The organism is Mesorhizobium sp. 43Arga (genome assembly GCF_053714255.1).
Genome location: NZ_JBSKBO010000001.1, coordinates 779,230 through 802,491 on the forward strand (window position 1 = coordinate 779,230; position 23,262 = coordinate 802,491).

Annotated in this window: 25 protein-coding genes and 1 pseudogene; 11 read left to right on the top strand and 15 right to left on the bottom strand. The window is 64.1% G+C overall.

The features are described from left to right. Positions 1–8 precede the first annotated feature (8 nt). Entirely contained in the window at positions 9–641 is a 633-nt protein-coding gene (locus tag ACWGS8_RS03835) for a trimeric intracellular cation channel family protein (RefSeq protein ID WP_019861210.1), read from the top strand. A gap of 112 nt (positions 642–753) precedes the next feature. Here ACWGS8_RS03835 and ACWGS8_RS03840 read toward each other — a convergent pair whose 3' ends face one another. The 6 genes from ACWGS8_RS03840 to ACWGS8_RS03865 form a co-directional block, all read right to left on the bottom strand. Next, a complete protein-coding gene (locus ACWGS8_RS03840) occupies positions 754–1,629 on the bottom strand; it encodes a GNAT family N-acetyltransferase (protein ID WP_010911504.1) in 876 nt (291 codons plus the stop codon). Positions 1,630–1,917: 288 nt separating this feature from the next. Beyond that, positions 1,918–4,206: an ATP-binding protein gene (locus tag ACWGS8_RS03845; RefSeq protein ID WP_454579671.1), complete on the bottom strand. Its 2,289-nt coding sequence runs from the start codon at positions 4,204–4,206 to the stop codon at positions 1,918–1,920. Between the two features lie 142 nt (positions 4,207–4,348). Next, a complete protein-coding gene (gene acuI, locus ACWGS8_RS03850) occupies positions 4,349–5,338 on the bottom strand; it encodes an acrylyl-CoA reductase (NADPH) (RefSeq protein ID WP_454579672.1) in 990 nt (329 codons plus the stop codon). 57 nt (positions 5,339–5,395) lie between these two features. Continuing rightward, positions 5,396–5,902 (bottom strand): signal peptidase II, encoded by a 507-nt coding sequence (gene lspA / locus ACWGS8_RS03855; RefSeq protein ID WP_454579673.1) that lies wholly within the window; start codon positions 5,900–5,902, stop codon positions 5,396–5,398. 13 nt (positions 5,903–5,915) lie between these two features. Continuing rightward, entirely contained in the window at positions 5,916–6,773 is an 858-nt protein-coding gene (locus ACWGS8_RS03860) for a TrmH family RNA methyltransferase (RefSeq protein WP_454579674.1), read from the bottom strand. Next, positions 6,774–7,853, bottom strand: a complete 1,080-nt coding sequence (locus ACWGS8_RS03865) for an RsmD family RNA methyltransferase (protein ID WP_454579675.1) — start codon at positions 7,851–7,853, stop codon at positions 6,774–6,776. Positions 7,854–7,988: 135 nt separating this feature from the next. Between ACWGS8_RS03865 and ACWGS8_RS03870 the strand changes: the two genes are divergently transcribed. The 3 genes and pseudogenes from ACWGS8_RS03870 (at position 7,989) to ACWGS8_RS03880 (ending at position 9,584) form a co-directional block, all read left to right on the top strand. Then, entirely contained in the window at positions 7,989–8,678 is a 690-nt protein-coding gene (locus ACWGS8_RS03870) for a helix-turn-helix transcriptional regulator (protein WP_454579676.1), read from the top strand. Positions 8,679–8,755: 77 nt separating this feature from the next. Beyond that, positions 8,756–9,150: pseudogene (locus ACWGS8_RS03875) on the top strand (VOC family protein). Next, on the top strand, positions 9,147–9,584 hold the full coding sequence (locus tag ACWGS8_RS03880) for an EVE domain-containing protein (RefSeq protein WP_454579677.1): 438 nt from the start codon (positions 9,147–9,149) through the stop codon (positions 9,582–9,584). The pseudogene ACWGS8_RS03875 and the gene ACWGS8_RS03880 overlap by 4 nt, the downstream one beginning before the upstream one ends. On the opposite strand, the gene ACWGS8_RS03885 is transcribed toward ACWGS8_RS03880, so the two are convergent. From ACWGS8_RS03885 to sppA, 4 genes are all read right to left on the bottom strand, one after another. Further along, positions 9,581–10,546, bottom strand: coding sequence for an ornithine cyclodeaminase family protein (locus ACWGS8_RS03885; protein WP_454579678.1), 966 nt, complete (start codon positions 10,544–10,546; stop codon positions 9,581–9,583). The two genes, ACWGS8_RS03880 and ACWGS8_RS03885, sit on opposite strands and share 4 nt — an antisense overlap. Positions 10,547–10,583: 37 nt before the next feature. Next, the gene (locus ACWGS8_RS03890) at positions 10,584–10,940 is read right to left on the bottom strand and encodes a LapA family protein (protein ID WP_454579679.1); all 357 of its coding nucleotides are present in this window, start codon (positions 10,938–10,940) and stop codon (positions 10,584–10,586) included. Between the two features lie 36 nt (positions 10,941–10,976). After that, a complete protein-coding gene (locus ACWGS8_RS03895) occupies positions 10,977–11,261 on the bottom strand; it encodes an integration host factor subunit beta (RefSeq protein ID WP_006200394.1) in 285 nt (94 codons plus the stop codon). An 80-nt stretch (positions 11,262–11,341) separates the two neighbouring features. Then, entirely contained in the window at positions 11,342–12,298 is a 957-nt protein-coding gene (sppA, locus tag ACWGS8_RS03900) for a signal peptide peptidase SppA (protein WP_454579680.1), read from the bottom strand. A 359-nt stretch (positions 12,299–12,657) separates the two neighbouring features. On the opposite strand from sppA, the gene lptC reads away from it, so the two are divergent. The 6 genes from lptC (at position 12,658) to ptsN (ending at position 17,928) form a co-directional block, all read left to right on the top strand. Further along, entirely contained in the window at positions 12,658–13,371 is a 714-nt protein-coding gene (gene lptC, locus ACWGS8_RS03905) for an LPS export ABC transporter periplasmic protein LptC (protein ID WP_454579681.1), read from the top strand. Then, positions 13,358–13,954: an LptA/OstA family protein gene (locus tag ACWGS8_RS03910; protein ID WP_454579682.1), complete on the top strand. Its 597-nt coding sequence runs from the start codon at positions 13,358–13,360 to the stop codon at positions 13,952–13,954. The genes lptC and ACWGS8_RS03910 overlap by 14 nt, the downstream gene beginning before the upstream one ends. Then, positions 13,954–14,772, top strand: coding sequence for an LPS export ABC transporter ATP-binding protein (gene lptB / locus ACWGS8_RS03915; RefSeq protein WP_010911489.1), 819 nt, complete (start codon positions 13,954–13,956; stop codon positions 14,770–14,772). The genes ACWGS8_RS03910 and lptB overlap by 1 nt, the downstream gene beginning before the upstream one ends. 253 nt (positions 14,773–15,025) lie before the next feature. After that, positions 15,026–16,552 (top strand): RNA polymerase factor sigma-54, encoded by a 1,527-nt coding sequence (gene rpoN, locus ACWGS8_RS03920; protein WP_454579683.1) that lies wholly within the window; start codon positions 15,026–15,028, stop codon positions 16,550–16,552. Between the two features lie 267 nt (positions 16,553–16,819). Further along, positions 16,820–17,404 carry a ribosome hibernation-promoting factor, HPF/YfiA family gene (gene hpf, locus ACWGS8_RS03925; RefSeq protein ID WP_454579684.1) on the top strand — a complete coding sequence of 195 codons (585 nt, stop codon included), beginning with the start codon at positions 16,820–16,822 and terminating at the stop codon, positions 17,402–17,404. Positions 17,405–17,463: 59 nt separating this feature from the next. Beyond that, positions 17,464–17,928 carry a PTS IIA-like nitrogen regulatory protein PtsN gene (ptsN, locus tag ACWGS8_RS03930; RefSeq protein ID WP_019861194.1) on the top strand — a complete coding sequence of 155 codons (465 nt, stop codon included), beginning with the start codon at positions 17,464–17,466 and terminating at the stop codon, positions 17,926–17,928. 71 nt (positions 17,929–17,999) lie between these two features. On the opposite strand, the gene ACWGS8_RS03935 is transcribed toward ptsN, so the two are convergent. Beyond that, on the bottom strand, positions 18,000–18,254 hold the full coding sequence (locus ACWGS8_RS03935; protein ID WP_202357881.1) for a BQ00720 family protein: 255 nt from the start codon (positions 18,252–18,254) through the stop codon (positions 18,000–18,002). A gap of 64 nt (positions 18,255–18,318) precedes the next feature. Further along, entirely contained in the window at positions 18,319–18,744 is a 426-nt protein-coding gene (locus ACWGS8_RS03940; RefSeq protein WP_013893014.1) for an Hsp20 family protein, read from the bottom strand. 256 nt (positions 18,745–19,000) lie between these two features. Here ACWGS8_RS03940 and ACWGS8_RS03945 point away from each other — a divergent pair, with 256 nt between their 5' ends. Then, complete coding sequence (locus tag ACWGS8_RS03945; RefSeq protein ID WP_454579685.1) at positions 19,001–19,942, top strand: nucleoside hydrolase; 942 nt, start codon at positions 19,001–19,003, stop codon at positions 19,940–19,942. A gap of 150 nt (positions 19,943–20,092) precedes the next feature. Here the strand turns inward: ACWGS8_RS03945 and ACWGS8_RS03950 are convergent, their stop codons facing one another. The 3 genes from ACWGS8_RS03950 to ACWGS8_RS03960 form a co-directional block, all read right to left on the bottom strand. Next, entirely contained in the window at positions 20,093–20,707 is a 615-nt protein-coding gene (locus ACWGS8_RS03950; protein ID WP_454579686.1) for a LysE family translocator, read from the bottom strand. A gap of 105 nt (positions 20,708–20,812) precedes the next feature. After that, a complete protein-coding gene (locus ACWGS8_RS03955) occupies positions 20,813–22,258 on the bottom strand; it encodes an amidase (protein WP_454579687.1) in 1,446 nt (481 codons plus the stop codon). A 1-nt stretch (position 22,259) separates the two neighbouring features. Beyond that, a complete protein-coding gene (locus ACWGS8_RS03960; RefSeq protein WP_454579688.1) occupies positions 22,260–23,165 on the bottom strand; it encodes a ribokinase in 906 nt (301 codons plus the stop codon). Between the last annotated feature and the right edge of the window lie 97 nt (positions 23,166–23,262).

A 23,262-nucleotide genomic window follows, 5' to 3' on the forward strand; every position in this document is an offset into this window, starting at 1 on the left:
TCATGCCCTTGAACCCCATCGCCCTTCTCGACTATGCCGGCGTCGCCGTTTTTGCGGCGACCGGGGCGTTGGCTGCCTCGCGCAAGCAACTCGACATTATCGGTTTCCTGTTCCTGGCCAGCGTCACCGGCATTGGCGGCGGCACGTTTCGCGATCTCATCCTCAATGTGCCGGTCTTCTGGGTGGGAAACCGCGACTATGTGCTGATCTGCGCCGTGGTCGCGGTCCTGGTCTTCTTCACCGCGCATCGCGTCGAATCCCGATACAAGTTGCTGCTATGGCTCGACGCCATCGGGCTCGCCGCCTTTTCGGTGATGGGCGCGGCCAAGGGCCTGGCAATCACCGGTTCGCCGGTGGTTTCGATCATCACAGGCATGCTGACCGCGACATTTGGCGGCATATTGCGCGATCTGCTGGCCGGCGAACCATCGGTGCTGCTGAGGCCGGAAATCTACGTCACGGCCGCCCTGGCGGGCGCCGCTATCTTCACATTGGGTGACGTCGCCGGATTGCCGCAGATTGTCTCGGGGTTGGCCGGCTTCGTCGTGGCGCTGGCCGTGCGCGGCGGCGCGCTGCGTTTCGGCTGGTCGTTTCCGTCATACAGGAGCCGGCCCGGCCGGCGGCCGGAGGATATTCCGTGAGAGAGGGAGTAGGCGGTAGGGATTAGTCGGTAGTCAAAAAAGCACGAATCGCAACGTCTTCACTACTGCCTACTGCCTACTGCCTACTGCCTACTGCCTACTGCCTACTGCCTCACGCTGCGAAGCGCTGGGCTTCCCCGCCGTAATAATTGACGTAGCGGGCGCCGATTTCCTTGACCGGCATGACGACGAACACATCGACCGTCGAGAATTCGCGGTCGATGACGCAGCCGTCGCCGATGCGGGCGCCGACCCTCAGATAGCCTTTGACCAGAGGCGGCATTGCCGCGATCGCCGCCTTGGTGTTGACCGCCTCGATCGGCATCAGGTCCATGGAGCAATAGCGCCCCGACACCGCGCGCACATCCCAGGCCGAGTTCGTACGGCAGTGATGGGCGAGATAGGTGAGCGCCTCGGCATGCGCCGCCGGCACGGTGCCGTGGAAGGAAGCGCAGCCGGTCATCACACCGATTTCGTAGTGATTGATGTAGGCCCAGATGCCTTGCCACAGCGCCTCGATGGTGCGCTTCGAGCGGTATTCCGGCAAAACGCAGGAGCGGCCGAGTTCGAGGAAACGCTGGCCGGGATGGCGGGCGATGAGCTTGGTCAGCTCGAATTCGCCTTCGGAATAGAAGCCCCCGGCGGCGGCGGCGATCTCTTGCCGCAGCAGCCGGTAAGTGCCGACGATGCGGCGGTGTTCGGGGCCGGAAATCGAATTGTCGAAGACGAGCAGATGATCGCAGAGCGGATCGAACCGGTCGGCGTCGCGGCGGTCCTGCACCTGGAACAGGTCCTTGCGGGCGCCAAGCTCGTCGTAAAATACGCGGTAACGCACTTCCTGCGCGGCCGCGATCTCGGCCTCGTTACGGGCAAGCCGCACTTCGAGATTGCCGATACGGCCGAGCGCTGCGCCTTTTATGACGGAATCGACATTACGTCCGGCGAGCAAGGCGCTGCTGGCGTTCGGCCGAGTGTCACATTCCGGCATAACTGTATGCACGAGTGATTCTCCTTCGAGCCATCCCTCTTGGCACGGGGATACGGTGTAGGTGCAACAGGATTGTGACAGTACCGTGATAAGGCGTCGCGGGCAATACTTCGTCGGCTGGCGAAAACGGTCAACCGGCTACGTTAGGTGGGGAGGGGCGAGCCGCGTCTCGTCTGCACGGATAGAGCCACCGTGCTTCAACCCCTTGTTTTCATGGATGTCACCCTGGGCGAACCGGGGTCACTTTGGGTCGGCATGCATCACCCGCGCAGCTAGAAAAAAAGCAGATCAAGCCGCAACCTGGCCCTCGACGGCGTTGACAAGCGCATCCGGGTCGAGCGGCTTGGTGACGAAGCCGCTGGCGCCGTGGGCAAGCACCGCATGGCGCGTCTTTTCCTGGCTATCGGCCGACAGCACCATGATCGGCACGGGCGGCACCGATGTTTCCTCCTCATGGCGGCGGATCGCGGCAATGGCGTCCAGCCCGTCCATGACCGGCATATGCAGGTCCATCAGCACCACGTCGAAGCGGTGCTTGTGCCCGGCGCTGGTGACGGCCTCGACGGCGGCCTTGCCATTGCCGACGACCTTGACGCGGTGCCCCGCCTTCAACAGCGTGGCGCGGGCCAGCATGGCATTGATGTCGTTGTCTTCGGCGATCAGCACGGACAGGCCCTGCTGGCGGTCGCTTGAGGCGCGAAGCGCCGGGGTGCGGCGCTTTTCCTGCTGCGGCTGGGCTAGGGCCGGCGCATGGCTGGTCAAAAGAACACGCAAAAGTGTTCCACCGCGCACCGGCCGGGCAAGGAAGGTCGCGTAGCCGCTGGCGCGGAACTCGCCAAGCATGCCGCGGTCGGTCGGCGCGATCAGCGTGATGGCTTCGCAATCGGTGAAACCACTCTGGCGCAATCGCTTGAGCACTCTCCCGTCGCTCTCCTCCATGGCTGCGTCGACCAGAAGCACGTCGCAGCCCTCGGCCAGCGGCGCGGCCTGCGCCACTGTGGTGGCAATGCCGGCCGTGCCGCCATTGGCGCGGATGGTGCGGGCGATGGCGTCGGCCTCGACGGCGTTCCGAGACAGGATCACCGCCCGCCTGCCGGCAAGCACGTTCTGCCGGCCCTGAGGCGCCTCGGTGGCCTCCGTGGCCGGGATTTCGAAGACGAATTCCGACCCTTGGCCAAGCCGGCTGGAGACCGAAATCGTGCCGCCCATGGCAGCCACCAGGCGCTTGGAGATGGCAAGTCCGAGCCCCGCCCCGCCATGTGTGCGCGTCGAGGTGCCGTCAGCCTGTTCGAACTCCTCGAAGATGCGCTCCATGTCCTCTTCGCGAAGGCCGGGACCGGTGTCGGTGATGGTGAAGCAGATGCGGTCGCTGGTCTCGGTGCGGGCGCGCGCGATGCTGACCAGTACGCCGCCGCCATCGGTGAACTTGATGGCGTTGCCGATGAGATTGAGCAGCACCTGCCTGACCCGGCCAGGATCGGCTGTGATCAATTGCGGTACATCCGGTTCGACGTGGCAGCCGAGACCGATATCCTTGGCGAAGGCGCGTGCGGCGAGCAATTCGATGATGTTGTCGGCGATCTCTCGCACCGACATGGGCTGCGGTTCCGGATCGAAGCGACCGGCCTCGATCTTGGAATAGTCGAGCAGGTCCTCGATCAGGGCGAGCAGGGCGCTGGCCGAGGTCGAGATGGCTCCGACATAGGTCTGCTGTTCAGGCGACAGGCTGGTATCGGCGAGCAGCCGGGCCATGCCCATGATGCCGTTCATCGGCGTGCGGATTTCATGGCTGACCGTGGCGAGGAAGCGCGATTTGGCCTGGCTTGCGTACTCGGCCCGCTCGCGCGCGGTAATCAGCGAGGATTCGGCGCGCTTGCGGGCGGTGATGTCGCGGGCGATGGCGCGATGCGATGCCGCGCCGCTGTCCTTGTCGCGCACCGACAGTTCGATCCAGGAGAACCAGCGCGGGCCGCCCGGCGTGCGGATGGCGACATCGGTGGAACTCAGGCACTCGTGGTCGGAAAAGGCGGCGTCGGGGACGATGCCGACCTCGATGCCGAGTTCGGCCAGGGTCTTGCCGGCAAGATCGCGCTGATCGGTTTCGACCAGATCGGCGAACACCTTGTTGGCATAGACGATGTAGCCGTCGCGATCGCGATGGATGACGAGATCGCCCAGCGCATCGATGAGGCCGCGAAAGCGCTCCTCGCTCTCCTGCATCTCCCACATGCGGTCGGCCAGCGTCTCGATCTCGGCGCGGCTGCGGGCGGTGGTCTCGTCCAGCAGCACCACGGTGCGGTGAACGCTGCGGCTGGCATGGAGATGCAAGGCAAGACCGGCGAGGCCGGTTGCCAGCAAGGCGAGGCTGATGAAGATCGGCGCCCCGGTCAGATGCGCGAGGCCCGCCAGGACCATGATGGCAACGAAGGTGAGCAGTGGCAGGCCTTCCCGCCTGGCCAATGGCTGCTCGGGTACCAGCGGCGGCGCAGCGATGAACCGCCGCGCCGCCGCAGGCGCGGCAACCGCATCGACGTCGTCGCCCTTGTTTGCCTGCTGGCTGTCGGATTCCGCGATCATGCGAAACCCTTGCCAGAGGAAGATTATGGAAAATTGCGGCGGATCGTTCGAATTTTAGCGGATAGGACGTTTTTGTTCCGGCGGCGGCGGATTCGCCACCGGATCTGGCTATCCGTCCGCCGCCTGCAACCCGCGATGCGGATCACATGTCGACGACGACGCGACCGCGGATCTTGCCGTCGACGATGTCGCGCGCGGCATCGATGATGCCGTCGAAGCCGATGGTCGTGGACAGGCTGGCGAGCTTTTGCAGGTCGAGATCGGCGCCGATGCGCCGCCAGGCCTCGAGGCGCACGGCCTTCGGCGCCATCACCGAATCGATGCCGAGCAGCGAGACACCGCGCAGGATGAAAGGGGCGACGCTCGATGGCAGGTCCATGCCGCCGGCCAGGCCGCAAGCCGCGACCGCGCCGCCATAGGAGGTCATCGACAGCACATTGGCCAGCGTGTGGCTGCCGACCGAATCGACGCCGCCGGCCCAACGCTCCTTGGCCAGTGGCTTGGCGGGCTGGCTGAGCTCGTCGCGCGAGATCACCTCGGCGGCGCCGAGATTGATCAGATAGGGGCTTTCGGCATTGCGGCCGGTCGACGCAATGACGTGGTACCCGAGGCTGGACAGGATGGAGACCGCGACCGAACCGACGCCACCGGCAGCACCGGTCACCACCACCGGGCCGCGATCGGGCAGGATGCCGTGCCGCTCCAGCGCCATGACGCAGAGCATGGCGGTATAACCGGCGGTGCCGACCGCCATCGCGTCATGGGCGCTGATGCCTTCCGGCAGCGGCACCAGCCAATCGCCCTTGACGCGGGCGCGCCCGGCATAGGCGCCGAAATGCGTCTCGCCGACGCCCCAGCCATTCAGGATGACCTTGTCGCCCTTGCGCCAGTCGGGATTGGAGGACGAGATGACCGTGCCGGCGAAGTCGATGCCCGGCACCAGCGGCCAGCGGCGGACCACCGGCGCCTTGCCGGTAATCGCCAGTCCATCCTTGTAGTTCACCGTCGTCGCCTCGACCGCGACGGTGACGTCACCCTCCATCAGGTCGGCTTCGGTGAGGTCGGTCACGGCGACCGACTGTTTCTTGTCGGCGTCGCGCGAGACGAGGATGGCTTTAAAGGTTTCGGACATCTTTTTCTCCGCGCGCTTGCTTGGCATCCTGGACTGTGCGGCGACGGCCGCGTGGGGTCAATCCTTGGAAGGCTTGGCTTTGGAAGACTTGGCGTTCGAAGGCTCGCGGCGCCAGCCGATGAGTTCGTCGAAGACGACCAGGGCCGCGCCCACGGAAATGAAGGCGTCGGCGAGGTTGAAGACGGCGAAGGACCAGACCGGCGTGTGGAACAGGATGTAGTCGATGACGTGGCCATAGACGGCGCGGTCGATCAGATTGCCCAGCGCGCCGCCGATGATCAGGGCAAAGCCGGTGCGGGCGATGACTTGGCCCGATGGCGTGCGTGTGGCGAGGTAGAGCACGAAGGCCACGACCAGAACGGCGATGACCACCAGGCCGGTGTCGCCGAAGGAGGAGAACATCGAGAAGGCAATACCGGTATTGTAGGTGCGAAAGAGCGCCAGGAACGGCACCAGATCGAGCTTTTCCTGGAAGGGCAGGCCGGTCTCGACCAGATGTTTTATCCACTGATCGAGCGCGATGGCCGCGACGACGAGCAGCGCGTAGGGGGACCATGATCTCACGGGCGGGCAACCTTCATTGCTGGTCGGCGATTGGCTCGAGCTTCAGCGCGCCGCGCCGGATCTCGAACAGCATGATGCCGGTGGCGACGGCGAGATTGAGCGAATCGGCGCGGCCCGCTTGCGGAATCCTGAGCAGCCGGTCGCAACTCGCCGCCAGGCTTTCAGGCAGGCCCTGCTGCTCATTGCCCATCATCAGCAGCACCGGCCCACGGGAAAAATCGACCGAGCGGTAGTCGACCGCACCTTTCAGATGCGTGCCGGCGACAAGGCCCGAAAAGCCGCCGCGCCAGGCAAGGAAGGCCTCGGTCGTTGCCTTGGCCACCGGCACGGCGAAGATCGAACCCATGGTGGCGCGCACCGTCTCCACGGAGAATGGATCCGTGGTGTCGCCGACCAGGATGAGGCCCTTGGCGCCGACGGCATCGACGGTGCGGATGACGGTGCCGAGATTGCCGGGATCGCGCACCCGGTCGAGCGCCACCCAGACATCGCCATTGTCGGCGCGGATATCCTTCAGGGCGAGGAATCTCTGCGAAAAAACGCCGACCACCATTTGCGGATTGTCACGGCGGGTGATGGCGACAAGCACTTTTTCCGAGACTTCGAGCACAGTGCCGCCGGCGGCAACCGTTCGCGCCGCGACCTTCTCCACCGCCGGGTTGCCGCGCCCGGCCTTGGCGAACACCAGCGTCCTGATCTGCCAGCCCAAATCGAGCGCATCGATGACCAGCTTCAGACCCTCGGCCATGAAGGCGTTCTGCTGGTCGCGAAATTTCTTCAGGGCGAGTGCCTTGATGTCCTTGATCAGTGGATTGGCGAGGCTGGTGACTTCCTTAACCTGGCCGGGTGCGCCCACATGCCGTTCGTTCATTCAGGCCACCCAACGCGAAAACAATGAGGTCGAAAGCGCCCTGCCGGCGGACTTTTCGCGGATGATCAGCTCACCCGATTCGACTCTGCCGCCCATGCCGGCAAAAGTGTCGCGCATCAAAGCGTGGATTGCGAAGAAGGAGGCGCGGATCGAATAGGCGGTCAGCACCACGGCAAGAGGCTTGGGGGTCAGGATCGCGCGGCATAGATCGGTCAGGGCAGGCAGATCCTCGAACAATTGCCAGACCTCGCCCTTGGGACCGCGGCCATAGGCCGGCGGATCGAACAGGATGATGTCGTAGCGGCTGCCGCGGCGTTCCTCGCGCTCGGCGAATTTCACCGCATCGTCGACGATCCAGCGGATCGGCTTGCCGCCGAGCCCTGCCATCTCCTGGTTTTCTCGGGCCCAGCCGATCGCCTTCTTCGAGGCGTCGACATGGGTGACCTCGGCGCCGGCGCGGGCCGCCGCCAGCGAGGCGAGACCGGTATAGCCGAACAGATTCAATACTTTGACCGGCCGTTTGGCGGCCGCGATCAGTCCGGCCATGTGGTCCCAGTGCGAGGCCTGCTCGGGAAAGACGCCGACATGGCGAAACGAGGTGAAACGGCCGAGATAATCGATGCCGTCATGCTTCATCGGCCAGGTCTCGCCGAGCGGCATTTTCGGAAAACGCCAGCGGCCGATGCCTTCCTCGTCGGTGTCGCCGGTGAAGATGGCGTCGGCACGCTCCCAGTCCTTCGCCGGCAAGGCTTTCTGCCAGATCGCCTGGCCCTCTGGCCGCACGATGCGATAGGGGCCGTATTGTTCGAGTTTCTGGCCGGCGCCGCTGTCGAGCAACGCGTAATCGGCGTTGGGCGCGACTTCGAGGATCAGCGGAAGCTGCTCGGCCGGCAGGGCGCCGTCACGGCGGGTAAGGATGCGTCGCGTGGATTTCAGCGGAGGCTGGCTGTCCGGTTTCACGTCAAGCGGTTCGCGCGGCCTTGTGTCCGGCCGTCCATGCGTCTCGTGCGGACGCACCTCTCCGGTTCCGCTTTTCGCGGTCGGGCGGTTGTCGCGGCGTTTGTCGCGAAAAGACTTCAAGCGGGAGCATCTCCGAGCGGCGTGCCGCTTTTGGCATGAGGACAGCGGCGGTGCAACCAAGTCTGCCACAGCCAACGCTCCTGTTGATGTCGGCCAGCGATGGACCAATGTCAAAGAAACAGGCAAATCTGCCCCATGTCCCGCTCCGAACGCCTGCTCGACCTCATCCAGTCCCTGCGCCGGCACCGCCGGCCGGTGAGCGGACAGGTGCTGGCCGGTGAACTCGGGGTTTCGATCCGCACGCTCTACCGCGACATTGCCGCGCTGCAAGGGCAGGGCGCGCCGATCGACGGCGAGGCAGGGCTGGGTTATGTGCTCAAGCCCGGCTTCATGCTGCCGCCGCTGATGTTCACGGACGAGGAGATCGAGGCCATCGTGCTCGGTTCGCGATGGGTTACCAAGCAGCCGGACCAGCGCCTGTCGGCGGCTGCCGCAAATGCGCTGGCCAAGATCGCGGCGGTGCTGCCGGACGATCTGCGCGAGGATCTCGATGCCTCGACCCTGCTGGTCGGTCCTGCCATGACGGCCGTTGAAGGCATCGATCTTGGCGTCGTGCGGCAGGCCATCCGCAACGAACGCAAGCTCGGCTTTCTTTATCGCGATGCCGGGGGTGCTGCCTCGCAACGCATCGTCTGGCCGTTCGCGCTCGGCTTCTTCGACAAGGTGCGGGTGGTGGTGGCGTGGTGCGAGATGCGGCAGGACTTCCGGCATTTTCGCGCCGATCGCATATCCGGCCTCGACGCCATCGATGCGCGCTATCCGCGTCGCCGCCAGGCGCTGCTCAAGGAGTGGCGGGCGACGCTCGACAAGCCACGCGGCTCATAAAGGCTACTGCCAGAAACTGACAGTAGGGTATCTTAGGTTCACCAAGTCGAAACGTTGAAACAGCTTGGAGAGCAGATATGGCCACCCCGAATTTCGTCATCCTCTATGTCGACCAGCCGCTCAAGAGCGCGCCTTCTACAGCGCCTTGCTGGGTCGCGAGCCGGTCGAGAGCGCGCCGACCTTCGTGCTGTTCGTGCTCGACAACGGCTTCAAGCTCGGCCTCTGCTCGCGCCATACGGTCGAGCCGGCGGCGGCCGCGGCCGGTGGCGGCGGCGAGATCGTGTTTGCGCTGGAGACGCCGGCCGCGGTCGACGCTACCCATGCCGACTGGTCAGGGCGCGGCTTGAAGATCCTGCAGACGCCGACCGACCTGGATTTCGGCCGCACTTTCGTTGCGCTCGATCCCGACAATCACCGCCTGCGCGTCTACTGGCTGTCCGACGGGCAACAGGCCAATGGGGAACAGAAATGAGCGCGTATTGGATCGCGGTCGCGTCGGCGCAGCATGTGCGGGGCGGCCGGAAAGACGGTTTCATGCAGGTCAATCACGGCAAGGCGGCGCCGCTGCGTCGCGTCAAGCCCGGCGACGGCATCGTCTACTACTCGCCGACCACAATTTTGGGCGAAAAAGACGGCCTGCAGGCTTTCACGGCAATCGGCACGGTGCGGGAGGGCGAACCGTATCAGGGCGAGATGGGCGGCGGCCTCACGCCGTTCCGGCGCGATGTCGAATGGGCGACGGCTGAAGAAGCGCCGATCAAGCCACTGCTCGACCGGCTGGACTTCACCGCCGGCAAGCCGAACTGGGGGTATCAGTTGCGCTTCGGCCTGTTCGAAATCACCGATCACGATTTTCGTCTGATCGCAGAGGCGATGGGTGCCGACACGAAGGGAGCGGTGAGCTAGGCCTTTAGCGCGTTGTAAACGGCAATGCCCGCGGCGAGGTCCTCGAGTGCCGCGCCAACCGACTTGAACAGCGTGATCTCATCAGCGCTTCGGCGACCTTTGCCCTGGCCGCGTGCCAGTTCGTGCAGGTCGGCGACGATGGCGTCCGGCTTCAGCGCGCCGGAGGCCAGCGGCTGGACGATGTCGCCGGCTTCCTTGGTGGCGCCGGCGCGCGTGTCGACATAGACGCGGGCGCGGACGATGGCGTCGTCGTCACTTTCACGCATCGTCGGGGTGAAGCCGCCGACCAGGTCGACATGGGTTCCCGGCCGCAACAGCGCGCCCCTGATCAGCGGCGTGGTGGTGATCGTCGCCGAGGAGACGATATCGGCCTCGCCAAGCTCGGCATCGAGGTCGGTCGCGGCGCTGGCCGCGAAGCCGTCGGCGCGCAAATCAGCCGCGACTTTCTCGGCGTTGGCCGGGGTGCGGTTCCAGATGCGGATGGTTTTGATCGGCCGTACGGCCGAATGGGCCTTGGCCAGGAACGGCGACAGGGCGCCCGCGCCGACCACAAGCAGCCGCGAGGCGTCGTCGCGGGCAAGATAGGACGCCGCCAGCGCCGAGGCGCAGGCGGTGCGCCACTGCGTCAGCCGCTGGCCGTCGATCAGGGCTTCCGGTTCGCCGGTTGCGCCATTGAGCAGGAGATAGAGCCCCATTACGGCGGGCTTGCCGATGGCGTTGTTGTCGGGCGAGACGGTGACGATCTTGACGCCGATATGGCCACCGGAAGACGGGCCGGCGGCGTTGAAATCGGTCCATGCCGGCATCAGCAGCAAGGTCGAGGCCGCACCATCGGGCCGTTCGACCGCGTGATGATGCCTGACCGGCTGCACCGCACCCTCGCGGAATGCCGTGCGCAACGTCTCGACCAGTCCTGGAAAGGTCAGTGCACGGTCGACCTCGGCGGCCGAAATGGTCAGCATGAAAGGCTCCGTGGAACGAAAGGCACCGGCGGTCGGCTCAATTGGTCGGCTTTGGCAATGCCGATCCTTGGGCCGGTCCCTGGGCTGATCCTTGCGGCGCCGACGACGCGCGGCTGATCGCCTGGCGCAAGTTTTCCGCCTCGACGCCGCGCTGGCGCGCCAGTTTGCGGTAGCGGCCCTGCTTGACCCAGGTCGCCAGGCCGCCGACGATCATGCCGATGGCAAGCGCCAGGAACAGGAAGATGAACAGCGGCAAGGTGAGCGTCAGCTTCGGATTGCCAGGATTGAATGGGTCCAGCGTAAAGGCGACGAGTTCGCGGTTGGCGACGGCCAGCGCGATCAGGATGATCGCCAGGGGCACGAAGACCACGATGAGCATGAAACGATTGAGCATTATGTTTTCCGTCGGAAGCTGGCGCTGAAGCCGCGCCTACTTGCCGCCGTTCAGCCTTTCGCGCAGTTCCTTGCCGGTCTTGAAGAACGGCACCCATTTCTCCTCGACCTCGACGGATTCGCCGGTGCGCGGGTTGCGGCCGGTGCGGGCGGGGCGGTTTTTCACCGAAAAAGCACCGAAGCCGCGCAACTCGACCCGGTTGCCTTCGGCAAGGGCATCGGTGATCTCGTCGAAGATCGCGCCGACGATGTTTTCGACGTCGCGCAGGAAAAGATGCGGATTGCGCGTGGCAATTATCTGCACAAGTTCGGACTTGATCATCAGATAGGTCCCCGTGAAAGCAGTTTGGTCGAAATTATGAGGATGATTTTATTGGCTTTTTCAGCTGTACCAAACCGCGCTCAAGGGTGCCAGACTGAAGCGAGGCCGTCAAGAAACAAGCGGTCGGCGCCGAGTTCGCGGATGACATCACTGCTGTAGTCCGGCAGGCCGAGCGCGCTGCCGACCGTTTTCACCATGGCTTTTGACCACAGGAAGCTGCCGCGCCGCTCCGTGTCCTTCCATTCAACCACCTTGAGCTTGGCGTCGACGCCCTTCGTCGCCAGCCAGTCGATCGCCTCGGTTTCGCCTCCGACAGCGTCGATCAGCCCGTTGGCGACACCCTGGCGGCCGGTGAAGATCGATCCGTCGGCAAGCGCCAGCGCCTGTTCGTGGGTCATCTTGCGGCGTTCGGCGACGATGCCGACAAACCAGTCGTAGCTGTCGAGGATGAGCTTGCGGACCATGGCGCGCTCGTCATCATTGGTCGGCTTGAAAGGTGAGGGCGAAGCCTTGAGCGGCGAGGATTTCACCTCCTCCAGCTTGATGCCGAGCTTGTCCATCAGGCCGCTGACGTCAGGATACTGGATCAGCACGCCGATCGAACCGACGATCGAGGTCTTGCGCGCGACAATGTGGTCGGCCGCGCTTGCGATCATATAGCCCGCCGATGCGGCGAGCGTGCCGACTTCGGCCACGACCGGCTTGTCGGCGGCCACCTTGCGTACTTCCTCGTAGATGGATTCACCGCCAACGGTGGTGCCGCCGGGTGAATCGATCGCCAGGATCACGCCCTTCACCTTCGACGACTTGCGGACGTCTTCCAGACGCTTGATTAGTTCCTCGTCTTCGGTGATCGTGCCTTCGATCCGGACCTTGGCGATATGGTCGACAGTCGAGCCGCCGAGATCGTCGCGATAGAACCAGGCCGACAGCGCGATTACTCCGAGGGCGACGATGCCGATGGCCGCGACACGCCAGAAGGTCAGCTTGCGCCGCAAACGGCGGCGGTCGATCAGGTCGTCGGCTCTCAATGCCATGGTCAGCCTCACACTCGGCGGGAAGAGACGCTTTTAGACCATGATGTCTTCATCGGGAAGCAGTTCCGTCTTGCCCATGGCGCGGCAATCCGCCCGCGGCGATCCCGACCACTGTCAGTTTTGTGACTGGCCTGCGCAAGGGACGCGAGGTAAAGGGGAGGAACAGCGGTGATGAAAAAAGGCGCAGGCGCGCCCATTTCTGCTATGAAGTACCGGCTGTTGTGCCGACCTCGTTTTCGTTTGTACAACCACAGTTGTCACATTTTTGCGGTTTTCGTGGGCTTGTGCTTGCTTGAGAGTGCCGGCCCCCCACCTATAGGCGGTGTTCCCTGACGGGCAGGGTCTAGAAGAAAGCAGTCATGTTAGCGCGATCGAATGAACCAACCAGCCCCGAGACGGAGTTGGCTCCCCCGGCGGATGGCTGGACGCGGGGCGAAGCGTTCGACCGCGCCCAGCGTCATTCACGCCGCGTGCGCGTGCTCAAATTCGCCGTGCCCGTGGCCGCGGCGCTGATCGCCGTCGCCTTCCCGGTCTATTCCTATCTGGCCGCACCCGTCTCCGTCGCGGTGCAGTCAGAAGGCGCGGCCTTTTCCAATGGCAAGCTGGTGATGGCCAATCCCAAGCTCAACGGGTTCACCAAGCAGAAGCAGCCTTATTCGATGACAGCCCTGCGGGCGATCCAGGATGTCAACACGCAAGGCATTATCGAGCTCGAAGGCATAGACGCCAAGGTGCCGGTCGGGCCGGACAATGTCGCCGCGATCAAAGCCTCGCACGGTATCTACGATCGCGACGGCAACACGATGAAAATGACCAGCGACGTCATGATCACCACGACCGACGGCATGCAAGCCAAGTTCAAATCGGTCTTCCTCGACATGGGCAAAGGCACTATGAAGACGGACGATCCCGTCGACGTCAGCAGTGGCGGGTCGCAGATCACAGCGGATTCCCTGTCGGTCCAGGACAATGGCAAGATCCTGGTGTTCGAGAAGAGGGTGCGCGTCAACATCGATCCCGCCAGCGTGAAGGCGGCTGAGGCAAAGGGCGAAGAAGCGAATGTGGCACAATAGTTCGACACGGCTTGCGGCCGCAACTTCGGCGCTGCTCCTGCTGGGCCTTGTGCCGTCGTTGGCGCAGTCGGGTGCCAGCAGCCAGTCCGGGCTCAAATTGTCCGGCGACAAACCAATCCAGATCGAAAGCGACAAGCTGGAGGTGCGGCAGGCTGAGAACGTCGCCGTGTTCACCGGCAACGTCACCGTCGTCCAGGGGCCAACCCTGCTCAAGGCCGGCAAGATGACGGTCTATTACGTCAAGGATCCCAACGCGGCCGCCAAGGGTACCGAAGCGGCGGGTGCCGCGATGACCGGCTCCGCCAACATCGATCACCTCGAAGTCAGCAGCAAGGTCTACATCAAGTCGGATGACCAGGTTGCGACCGGCGATAATGGTACCTTCGACATGAAGACGCAGGTGCTGGTCCTGTCCGGCAAGGAAGTGGTGCTGTCGCAAGGTCCCAACGTGCTCAAGGGCTGCAAGCTGACCGTGCAAATGAAGACTGGCCTGGCGAACGTCGATGGTTGCGGCGGACGTGTCATCATGTCGATGACTCCGCCGAAATCGGATACGCCAAAGTCGGGAGCGACGAACCCCTGATGGCCAGCCTGTCATCGCTGACGGCGCGTCTTCCGGGGCGCGCTGCAGCCAAGGTTTCGGCTCCGGCCACGATCACCGTCGACAAGACGAAGTTCAAGGGAACCTTGATCGCCAAGGGCCTGACCAAGAGCTACAAGGGCCGCAAGGTGGTCAGCGGCGTCACGCTTGGCGTGCGTGCCGGCGAAGCCGTCGGGCTGCTCGGGCCCAACGGCGCCGGCAAGACGACCTGTTTCTACATGGTCACCGGCCTGGTGCCGGTGGATGAAGGCACGATCGAGATCGACGGCTTCGACGTCACCTCGATGCCGATGTATCGTCGCGCGCGCCTCGGCATCGGCTATCTGCCGCAGGAGGCGTCGATCTTCCGCGGCCTCAATGTCGAACAGAACATCCGCGCCGTGCTCGAAGTGGTCGAAAAGGACCGCAAGGTGCGCGAGCGCAATCTCGATGAGCTGCTCGAGGAATTCCACATCAGCCATTTGCGCAAGGCGCCATCGATGTCGCTCTCCGGCGGCGAGCGGCGGCGCCTGGAGATCGCACGCGCGCTGGCCACGCGCCCGGCCTACATGCTGCTCGACGAGCCCTTTGCCGGCATCGACCCGATCGCCGTCGCCGATATCCAGCAACTGGTGCGCCATTTGACGGCACGCGGCATCGGCGTGCTCATCACCGACCACAATGTGCGCGAGACGCTCGGGCTGATCGACCGCGCCTACATCATCCATGCCGGCCAGGTGCTGACCCATGGCCGCGCCGACGAAGTGGTGGCGAACCCGGATGTGCGGCGGCTTTACCTCGGCGAGGGTTTTACGCTCTGATCTTTTTCCCGTGCAATTCCGGGCGGAGTACCGTTTCCGGAAATTTGCCTTAGGCGTGAAATTTGTTTCCTGACACGATTTTTTGCGTGTGACGGGCCGATTTTCGGCGATTTTGCTCCGGAATAACGCTCCGGTAAGCGGCTTTTGCTAGGCTTTGCCTTGACAAGCAAAAGCCGGGCCAGTTTTTATGGCCGGCCGCGAAATTCATTTCCGGCACGTCCGGACGCGTAGAGGAGGCGTTTGAAACCGAACCATGGCGTTGGCGGCGAAACTACAGCTCAGACAGTCGCAGTCGCTGGTGATGACGCCGCAGCTGATGCAGTCGATTCGGCTGCTGCAGTTCACCCATGTCGAGCTTGAGCACTTCATCGACGAGGAGATCGAGCGCAACCCGCTTCTGGAGCGCGCCGAGCCGCAAGATGACGCCGCGAGCGACCAGGTGCAGAAGATCGAGGCGGAGCCGCAAGCAGCCGCCGAGGGCGACTGGTTCGAGAACGAGGCGGGATGGAGCGCCGAGGCGATCTCGGAAAAACTCGATACGTCGCTGGAGAACCTGTTTCCCGACGATCCCGGCGCCAGCGAGCGGCTCGGACCCGACCTAACGGCGCAATGGAAATCGGCTTCCGGCAATGGCGGCGGCTCCTCGTCCGAGGGGCTCGACGCCGGCGACATGGCTGCGAGCGCCATCACCTTGCGCGACCATGTCGGCGAGCAGATCGCGCTCGCCTTCGCCGATCCCGCGGCGCGGCTGATCGCAGGTGACCTCGCCGATGGCCTCGACGAGACCGGCTATGTCAGGGCCGATCTCGCGGAGATCGCCACGCGTCTGGGCACTGACGAAGCGAGTGTGGCCAAGGTGCTGGCGGTGTGCCAGACTTTCGAACCGACCGGCCTGTTCGCCCGCGACCTTGCCGAATGTCTTTCGCTGCAGCTTGCGGCGCGCGACCGCCTCGACCCGGCGATGAAGGCCCTGGTCGCCAATCTCGAGCTTTTGGCGCGGCGTGATTTCCAGACGCTAAAGCGGATCTGCGGCGTCGACGAGGAGGATTTGCTCGACATGCTGGCGGAGATCCGGGCACTCGATCCGCGCCCGGGCATGGCGTTTTCGGGCGGCGCCAGCGACGCCATCGTTGCCGATGTCGAGGTGCGCGCGGCCAATGACGGCAGCTGGAGCGTCGAACTCAATGCCGAAACGCTGCCGCGCGTGCTGGTCGACCATATCTATTTCGCCCAGGTGTCGCCGCAGGCGAAGAACCAGGCGGAAAAGGATTTCCTGGCCGAATGTCTGCAGAACGCCAACTGGCTGACGCGCAGCCTCGACCAGCGGGCAAAGACGATCCTCAAAGTGGCTTCGGAAATCGTGCGCCAGCAGGATGCGTTCCTGGTCCATGGCGTGCGACAGCTGAAGCCGCTCAATTTGCGCACGGTGGCCGACGCCATCGGCATGCACGAATCGACCGTCAGCCGCGTCACCGCCAACAAATACATGCTGACCCCGCGCGGCGTGTTCGAACTGCGCTATTTCTTCACCGCCTCGATCGCCGCGTCGGGCGGCGGCGACGCGCATTCCTCGGAAGCGGTGCGTGACCGCATCAAGCAGCTGATCGACGAGGAGAAACCCGTCGATGTACTTTCGGATGACGCGATCGTCGACATGCTCAAGGAAAGCGGCGTCGATATCGCCCGGCGCACGGTCGCCAAGTACCGGGAAGGCATGAATATTCCGTCTTCGGTACAGCGCCGGCGCGAGAAGCGGGCACTCGCCAGCGCCGGGCGCTGAGGCCCCTGCGATTTTCCACAGCTTGCGAGCTTCATTGACAAGCCGCGGGGAAGTGGCTAGAAGCCCGCCCGCATGAGACGGGCCCGATGCCCGCTAGCGGATGGTCCGTCACGACAATGGCCTCGGGACGGTCAAAAAGGCGGCTTGTGATCAACCGGAAAGTTCAGATTTAAATCGGCGCGAGTGACGCCGCAAAGCTTGTGCGCACGGATCACGAGTATAAACTCGGGCCAGTTTGAAGCCTGAGCAAGGAAGGTCAGTTTTCAGATGAATCTGCGCATATCGGGAAAACACATGGATATCGGCGATGCGTTCCGCACACGCATCAACGATCGTGTCGGCGAAGCGATCGGCAAGTATTTCGATCGCGGATTTGCGGGACACGTCACCGTCATCAAATCGGGCTCGCGCTATTCGGCGGATTGCATGATCCGACTGGATTCCGGCGCCTCGCTGCAGGCCACGGGCGATGCCCAGGATCCGACGCTCGCCTTCGAGGCCGCGGCCGATCGGCTGGAGACCCGGCTTCGGCGCTACAAGCGCCGTCTCAAATCGCACAATTCAAGCAATGGCAATGGCGATTTGACCGACATCGCCTATACGGTGATGGCGCCGCTCGCCGATGACGACGAGGAGATCCCGGAGGATTTCGCGCCGGCCATCGTCGCCGAATCGACCATGACGCTGAAGACCATGTCGGTGGCCTCCGCGGTCATCGAGCTCGATACCAAGGACAGTCCGGTGTTCGTTTTCCGCAACGCCGGAACCGATCATCTCAATATCGTCTATCGCCGGCCCGACGGAAACATTGGCTGGATCGACCCGTCCACGACCAAGGTCGCACAGGGATAAAAGCCAGCCGCACGAGGGGTGGGGACTGGCCACGGCAGGCGAACAAGGGATTTTCAAGCATGGATCTGAGCGATCTTATCAGCGTTCCGGCGATTTTGCCGGCGTTGAAGGCGAACTCCAAGAAGCAGCTTCTACAATTGCTTTCCGAACGGGCGGCGGCGATTTCGGGCATTCCGGAGAGGGAAGTGTTCGACACCATCCTGCAGCGTGAGCGGCTGGGCTCGACGGGCGTCGGCAATGGCATCGCCATTCCGCATGGCAAGCTCGCCGGCGTGAAGCGCATCGCCGGTGTTTTCGCCCGGCTGGAAACGCCGGTCGATTTCGAGTCGCTGGACGACCAGCCTGTCGATCTGGTGTTTCTGCTGCTGGCGCCGGAAGGGGCCGGCGCCGATCATCTGAAGGCCTTGTCGCGCATCGCACGCGTGCTGCGCGACGCCGACACGGTGGCCAAGATCAGGGGGACGCGCGACGCCGCGGCGATTCATGCGCTGTTGTCGGACACGCAGGCCTCGCACGCCGCCTGAAGCCGGATTTTGGGAAAGACTACCAAGGGCCGCCGCGAGCGGCCCTTTTCGTTTCAGCCAACCGGTCGCTTTTAGTGAATGGCGACGGTGGTCAGGTCGTTTTCCATGGCGCCAGCCAGTGCGCGGTCACGCGCATCGGAAAGCAGGATCGGCTGGCCGTTGGCAGCAAACAGCGCCCACAGCTCCATGCCGGGCGCAATTTCGCCGATGTTCGGGAAGCGGCCGAGCAGTTCGTCGCTCGAGACCTTGCGCAGATAAGCGACCGAGCCCTCGCCCAGATGGGCGAATTCGCCATTGGTCATGGTGACAGTTTCAGTTCTGGTCATTTCAAGCCTCCTTGGCGCGAGGACGCCGCTCAAGGCCATCCCGCATGAGAGCCATCGGTAAAGATCAGTCTTTCACCGATATGTTTATTTTCCGTACCAGCCGTTCGGACTCCGGCCGATCGAGGTCGATCGACAAAAGGCCGTTCTTCAGCTCCGCCGCGATCACCCGCATGCCGTCGGCCAGCACGAAACAGCGCTGGAACTGGCGCGCGGCAATGCCGCGATGAAGGAATTCGCGCTCGGTGTCGTCGGTCTGACGGCCGCGCACGACCAACTGGTTTTCCTCCGTTGTCACATCGAGATCGCTTTCGGCGAAACCGGCGACGGCGAGCGTGATGCGCAGCCTTTCAGCTTTGCCGTCGGCGCCGCTGAGGCGCTCGATGTTGTAGGGAGGGTAGCTGTCACCGGACTTCGCCAGGCGCTCCAAGGTCTTTTCCATGGCGTCGAAACCAAGGAGAAGCGGGCTGGAGAAAGGCGTCATTCGGCTCATGTTACAGTGTCCTCTCAAGAGCGACATAAACTGGAAAAACCCAGATGGCATTTTTCCCGATGCTCTTGATATGGTCCGCCCCGCGACCAAGTTCAAGCCACCACAAGACCCGCCCAAAAAGACCAGGCCTTGGACTCACAGGAATAATCGACATGGCGCTTGAAACGATGCGCGGATGCAAGGAGAAGCGCTGCGATCGTCCTTCAGGCGTGCGATCGATCCGGTGAGTTCACGGCCTCCCAAACAAGGAATTGAAATGCCCCAACCACGCAAGATCATCATCGACACCGATCCCGGCCAGGACGATGCCGTCGCCATTCTTCTGGCGCTTGGCAGCAGGGAACTGGAGATCGTCGGCATCACTGCCGTTGCCGGCAACGTGCCGCTGAAGCTTACCGAAAAGAATGCCCGCAAGATCTGCGAACTGGCCGGCCGCCCGGAGATCAAGGTCTATGCTGGTGCCATCCGCCCCCTCGCGCGCACACTGGTCACCGCCGAGGAAGTGCATGGCAAGACTGGCCTCAACGGCCCGCAATTGCCCGAACCGACGATGAAACTGCAGGAGCAGTATGCCGTCGACTTCATCGTCGAGACGCTGATGAAGGAAGAGAGCGGCACCATCACGCTCTGCCCGCTCGGGCCGCTGACCAATATCGCGCTGGCGCTGATCCGCGAACCACGAATCGCGCCGCGCATCAAGGAAATCGTGCTGATGGGCGGCGGCTTCTTCGAGGGCGGCAACGTCACGCCCGCGGCCGAATTCAACATCTATGTCGATCCGCAGGCCGCCGATCTGGTGTTCAAGTCCGGCATCCCGATCGTGATGATGCCGCTCGACGTCACCCACAAGGCGCTGACGACCACCAAGCGCACGCAGGCTTTCCGCGCACTCGGCACCAAGGTCGGCATCGCGACCGCCGAGATGCTGGAATTCTTCGAGCGCTACGACGAGGGCAAATACGGCACCGATGGCGGCCCGCTGCACGACCCCTGCGTCATCGCCTATCTGTTGAAGCCGGAACTGTTCAAGGGCCGCAACTGCAACGTCAGCGTAGAGACCGCCTCGGAACTGACCATGGGCATGACCGTGATCGACTGGTGGGGCGTCACCAAGCGGGAAAAGAACGCCATGGTGATGCGCGACATCGACCATGACGGCTTCTTCGCGCTGCTAGTCGAGCGGCTGGGGCGGCTCTGAAAACCCCCTTCTCCCCGTTCACGGGAGAAGGTCCCGGAAGGGGGATGAGGGGCGGCGCAGACGTTGATATCTTGTCCGCAGCCTTGGCGCTGCCGTCTGTCTCGCACGTCCTTGGGGACCCCCGTGAACGGGAAGAGGGAAGGGTAGTTTCTACTTCGACCTTGAAAACGCCAGCCACAGGCCGCCGCCGACCAGAAAGCTGCCGCTAATCCTGGACATGAGCTTGATGCGGCTGGCCGACAGCAGGCGCCCGGCGCGGCCGGCTGCGAGTGCGTAGGTCGAATCCGACATGGCGGCGAAGATCATGGCGGTCAGGCCCATCACGACGATCTGCAGCGAGTAGTTGCCTTGCGGCGCGATGAACTGCGGAAAGAAGGCGCCGAAGAACACCAGGGTCTTGGGATTGCTCAGCGCCACAAGCAGGCCCTGCAGGAAGAAGCCGCCGCGCGGCTTCCTGGCGGTTCCGTCGGCGTTCAGCGCGCCTTTGGAGCGAAACATCTGCACGCCCATCCAGATCAGGTAGGCGGCGCCGATCAGCCTGACCCATTCGAACCAGTGGCCCATGCCCGCGATCAGCGTGTTGAGGCCGATGCCGACAATGGCGATCATGATGGCAAGCCCTGCCTGCGTGCCGGCGACATTGGCCAGGCCGGCGCGGGTTCCGTGCCGGATGCTGTTGGCGATGATCAGCGTGACCGTCGGTCCCGGCACCAGGATGATGACGATGCAAGCGAGAACATAGGCGGCGTAGAGTTCCAGCGACATGATTTTCCCCAAAATGCCGCAAATGCGGCGTGGCAGGCGACAATCAATGCATGGTGGTAGCCTCTGCGCAAGCCTGACGCGAAACGCCGGACCGTTGCACGTGCGTCAGGCGCCGGCCTGCCAGGGCAGCGTCGCCTCATAGGCGGCGGCGGCCCTCAGCACCGCGAGGTCGCCACGCGGGCGGCCGATCAGCTGCATGCCCATTGGCCGGCCCCTGCCGTCGAAGCCGACCGGCACGTTGACCGCCGGGCAGCCGCCCAGCGTGGCGAAGGCTGAAACCTGCATCCAGCGGTGATAGCTGTCCATCGGCCGTCCCGCGACCTCACTTGGCCAGTGCATGCCGACTTCGAAGGGGAAGACCTGCGCGGTGGGCAGGGCGATGAGATCGAAGCGCTCGAAGATCGACAGCAGCATGCGATGCCAGGAGGTGCGCACGACCGAGGCCGCGCGGATCTGCGGCGCCGTCAGCCGCATGGCATTCTCGATTTCCCATACGGCTTCCGGCTTCAGCAAGCCGCGTTTGGAAGGATCGTCGTAGTGGACCTTGAGGGCGCAGCCACTGCTGGCCTGGCGCAGCGTCACGAAGGCCTGCCACAGCGCTTCGAAGTCGAAATCCGGGAGCAAGGGTTGAGCGGCGAAGGATTGGTCCGCGAAGCGGCCGTGTGCCGCCTGGCACAGATCGAGAATGCCCGCTTCGATCGGCAGATGACCGCCGAGGTCGCCGAGCCAGGCGATGCGGCCGCCGGTCGCGGGCGGTGCAAGCCCTTCGAGGAACGAGCCCGGCTTCTCATAGGACAGGGGGGCCTGCGGATGGTAGCCCGCCTGCACGTCGAGCAGCAGCGCCATGTCGGCGACATTGCGGCCCATTGGGCCCTCGACGCCCATCTGCGCATGGAAGACCTCAAGATCGGGTCCGGCGGGAACAAGCCCTTGCGACGGTCGGAAACCGTAGACATTGTTCCAGGCCGCCGGATTGCGCAGCGAGCCGCCGAAGTCGCTGCCGTCGGCGACGGGCACCATGTCGAGCGCCAGCGCCACCGCCGCGCCGCCGCTCGAGCCGCCGGCGGTGAGCGCCGGATCGAAGGCGTTCAGCGTCGGCCCGAAGACGTTGTTGTAAGTGTTGGATCCCAGCCCGAATTCGGGGACATTGGTCTTGCCGATGATGATGGCTCCGGCGTTGCGGATGCGCTCGACGAAGAAATCGTCTTCCTGCGGCACGAAATCGGCGAAGATCGGCGAGCCGAAGGAGGTCCTGAGGCCAGTCGTCGAGGCGAGGTCCTTGATGGCGATCGGCAGCCCGAAGAGTGTCCCGGTTTCGCTCGCTTGCCTGGCATCGGCGGCATCCGCCTCGCGCAGGATATCGCCGCGATCGCGCAACGAGACGATGGCGTTGACCAGCGGGTTGACCGTTTCGATGCGGTCGAGGAAGGCCGTCACCACCTCGCGTACCGACAGTTTCTTGCGGCGGATCGCGCCGGCAAGCTCGACGGCGGACAGGCGGCAGATATCGCCGGCCGGCGGAACGGCGTGTTTCGTCCTAGGGTGCATCATTTCAGCTGACTTTCTGCAGGGCTTGATCGACGTCCCTGGCAAGCGGGATCGCCGGCTGGGCGCCAGGTTTCAGGCATGCCAGCGAGCCGGCCGCTCCGGCGCGCGCCAGCGCCTTGTCGAGCGCAAGGCCGGACGACAGGCCGGCAGCGAGGTAGCCGCAGAAGGTGTCGCCGGCGCCGACCGTATCGACAGGCGTGATCTTCATGGCCGCAACGGTGAGGAAATCGCTCGGCGTCGCTGCCATGACGCCGTCGCCGCCAAGGGTGACGACGATGGTGCGGCCGGTTTTCGCGGCGAAGTCGCGCATGCGTGCCGCACGGTCGCGGCCGTTCAGCGCCAGCGCCTCGCCATAGAGGTCGAACTCGGTCTCGTTGGCGACGGCATAATCGGCCTTGCCGAGGAAAGCCGCCGCATCGCCCTGGAAAGGAGCGGTGTTGAGCACGGTGATCGCGCCGGCCGCCCGTGCCTGGTCGAGTGCCGCATCGACCGTCGCCAGCGGGATCTCGTGCTGGAGCAAAACGACATCGCCCTTTTTCAGGAAGGCCTTGGAGAGGTCGCCGGGCACCACGGAAGCGTTGGCGCCGGGAACCACGGCGATGATGTTCTCGCCGTCGTCACCGACCATGATCAGCGCCGTGCCGGTCGAGGCAAAGGTTTCTCCCACGCCCGACAGGTCGACCTTGGCCTCGCGCAGCAATGCCAGCGCCTCGCCGGCGAAATTGTCCTTGCCGACAGCGCCGACCATACGCACCGGGACACCGGCGCGCGCGGCGGCCAGCGCCTGGTTGGCGCCCTTGCCGCCGGGCGCCGTGGCGAAACCGGAGCCGCTCACCGTTTCGCCGGGGCTCGGCAAGCGGTCGACTTTGGCGATAAGGTCGAGATTGATCGAGCCGATGACGACTATCAAGAAAGTGCCTCCCTGCCAGCGCTGGCCGGAAATCAGGATCGACTTTCGGAAAGCACGATGCGGATCGAAGATGGTGAGGTGCGCCGGTGCATCCGTA

Coding starts and splice junctions, on each gene's coding strand:
- ACWGS8_RS03945 (WP_454579685.1), top strand. CDS start 19,001: ATGCCCCAACCACGCAAGATCATCATCGACACCGATCCCGGCCAGGAC.
- ACWGS8_RS03885 (WP_454579678.1), bottom strand. CDS start 10,546: ATGCTGACCATTTCGGCCGCCGAGGTCGACCGTGCACTGACCTTTCCA.
- ACWGS8_RS03890 (WP_454579679.1), bottom strand. CDS start 10,940: ATGCTCAATCGTTTCATGCTCATCGTGGTCTTCGTGCCCCTGGCGATC.
- ACWGS8_RS03860 (WP_454579674.1), bottom strand. CDS start 6,773: ATGAACGAACGGCATGTGGGCGCACCCGGCCAGGTTAAGGAAGTCACC.
- ACWGS8_RS03940 (WP_013893014.1), bottom strand. CDS start 18,744: ATGAGCCGAATGACGCCTTTCTCCAGCCCGCTTCTCCTTGGTTTCGAC.
- ACWGS8_RS03950 (WP_454579686.1), bottom strand. CDS start 20,707: ATGTCGCTGGAACTCTACGCCGCCTATGTTCTCGCTTGCATCGTCATC.
- ACWGS8_RS03895 (WP_006200394.1), bottom strand. CDS start 11,261: ATGATCAAGTCCGAACTTGTGCAGATAATTGCCACGCGCAATCCGCAT.
- ACWGS8_RS03870 (WP_454579676.1), top strand. CDS start 7,989: ATGTCCCGCTCCGAACGCCTGCTCGACCTCATCCAGTCCCTGCGCCGG.
- ACWGS8_RS03910 (WP_454579682.1), top strand. CDS start 13,358: ATGTGGCACAATAGTTCGACACGGCTTGCGGCCGCAACTTCGGCGCTG.
- ptsN (WP_019861194.1), top strand. CDS start 17,464: ATGGATCTGAGCGATCTTATCAGCGTTCCGGCGATTTTGCCGGCGTTG.
- ACWGS8_RS03880 (WP_454579677.1), top strand. CDS start 9,147: ATGAGCGCGTATTGGATCGCGGTCGCGTCGGCGCAGCATGTGCGGGGC.
- ACWGS8_RS03935 (WP_202357881.1), bottom strand. CDS start 18,254: ATGACCAGAACTGAAACTGTCACCATGACCAATGGCGAATTCGCCCAT.
- sppA (WP_454579680.1), bottom strand. CDS start 12,298: ATGGCATTGAGAGCCGACGACCTGATCGACCGCCGCCGTTTGCGGCGC.
- lptC (WP_454579681.1), top strand. CDS start 12,658: ATGTTAGCGCGATCGAATGAACCAACCAGCCCCGAGACGGAGTTGGCT.
- hpf (WP_454579684.1), top strand. CDS start 16,820: ATGAATCTGCGCATATCGGGAAAACACATGGATATCGGCGATGCGTTC.
- ACWGS8_RS03840 (WP_010911504.1), bottom strand. CDS start 1,629: ATGCCGGAATGTGACACTCGGCCGAACGCCAGCAGCGCCTTGCTCGCC.
- acuI (WP_454579672.1), bottom strand. CDS start 5,338: ATGTCCGAAACCTTTAAAGCCATCCTCGTCTCGCGCGACGCCGACAAG.
- ACWGS8_RS03955 (WP_454579687.1), bottom strand. CDS start 22,258: ATGATGCACCCTAGGACGAAACACGCCGTTCCGCCGGCCGGCGATATC.
- ACWGS8_RS03845 (WP_454579671.1), bottom strand. CDS start 4,206: ATGATCGCGGAATCCGACAGCCAGCAGGCAAACAAGGGCGACGACGTC.
- rpoN (WP_454579683.1), top strand. CDS start 15,026: ATGGCGTTGGCGGCGAAACTACAGCTCAGACAGTCGCAGTCGCTGGTG.
- lptB (WP_010911489.1), top strand. CDS start 13,954: ATGGCCAGCCTGTCATCGCTGACGGCGCGTCTTCCGGGGCGCGCTGCA.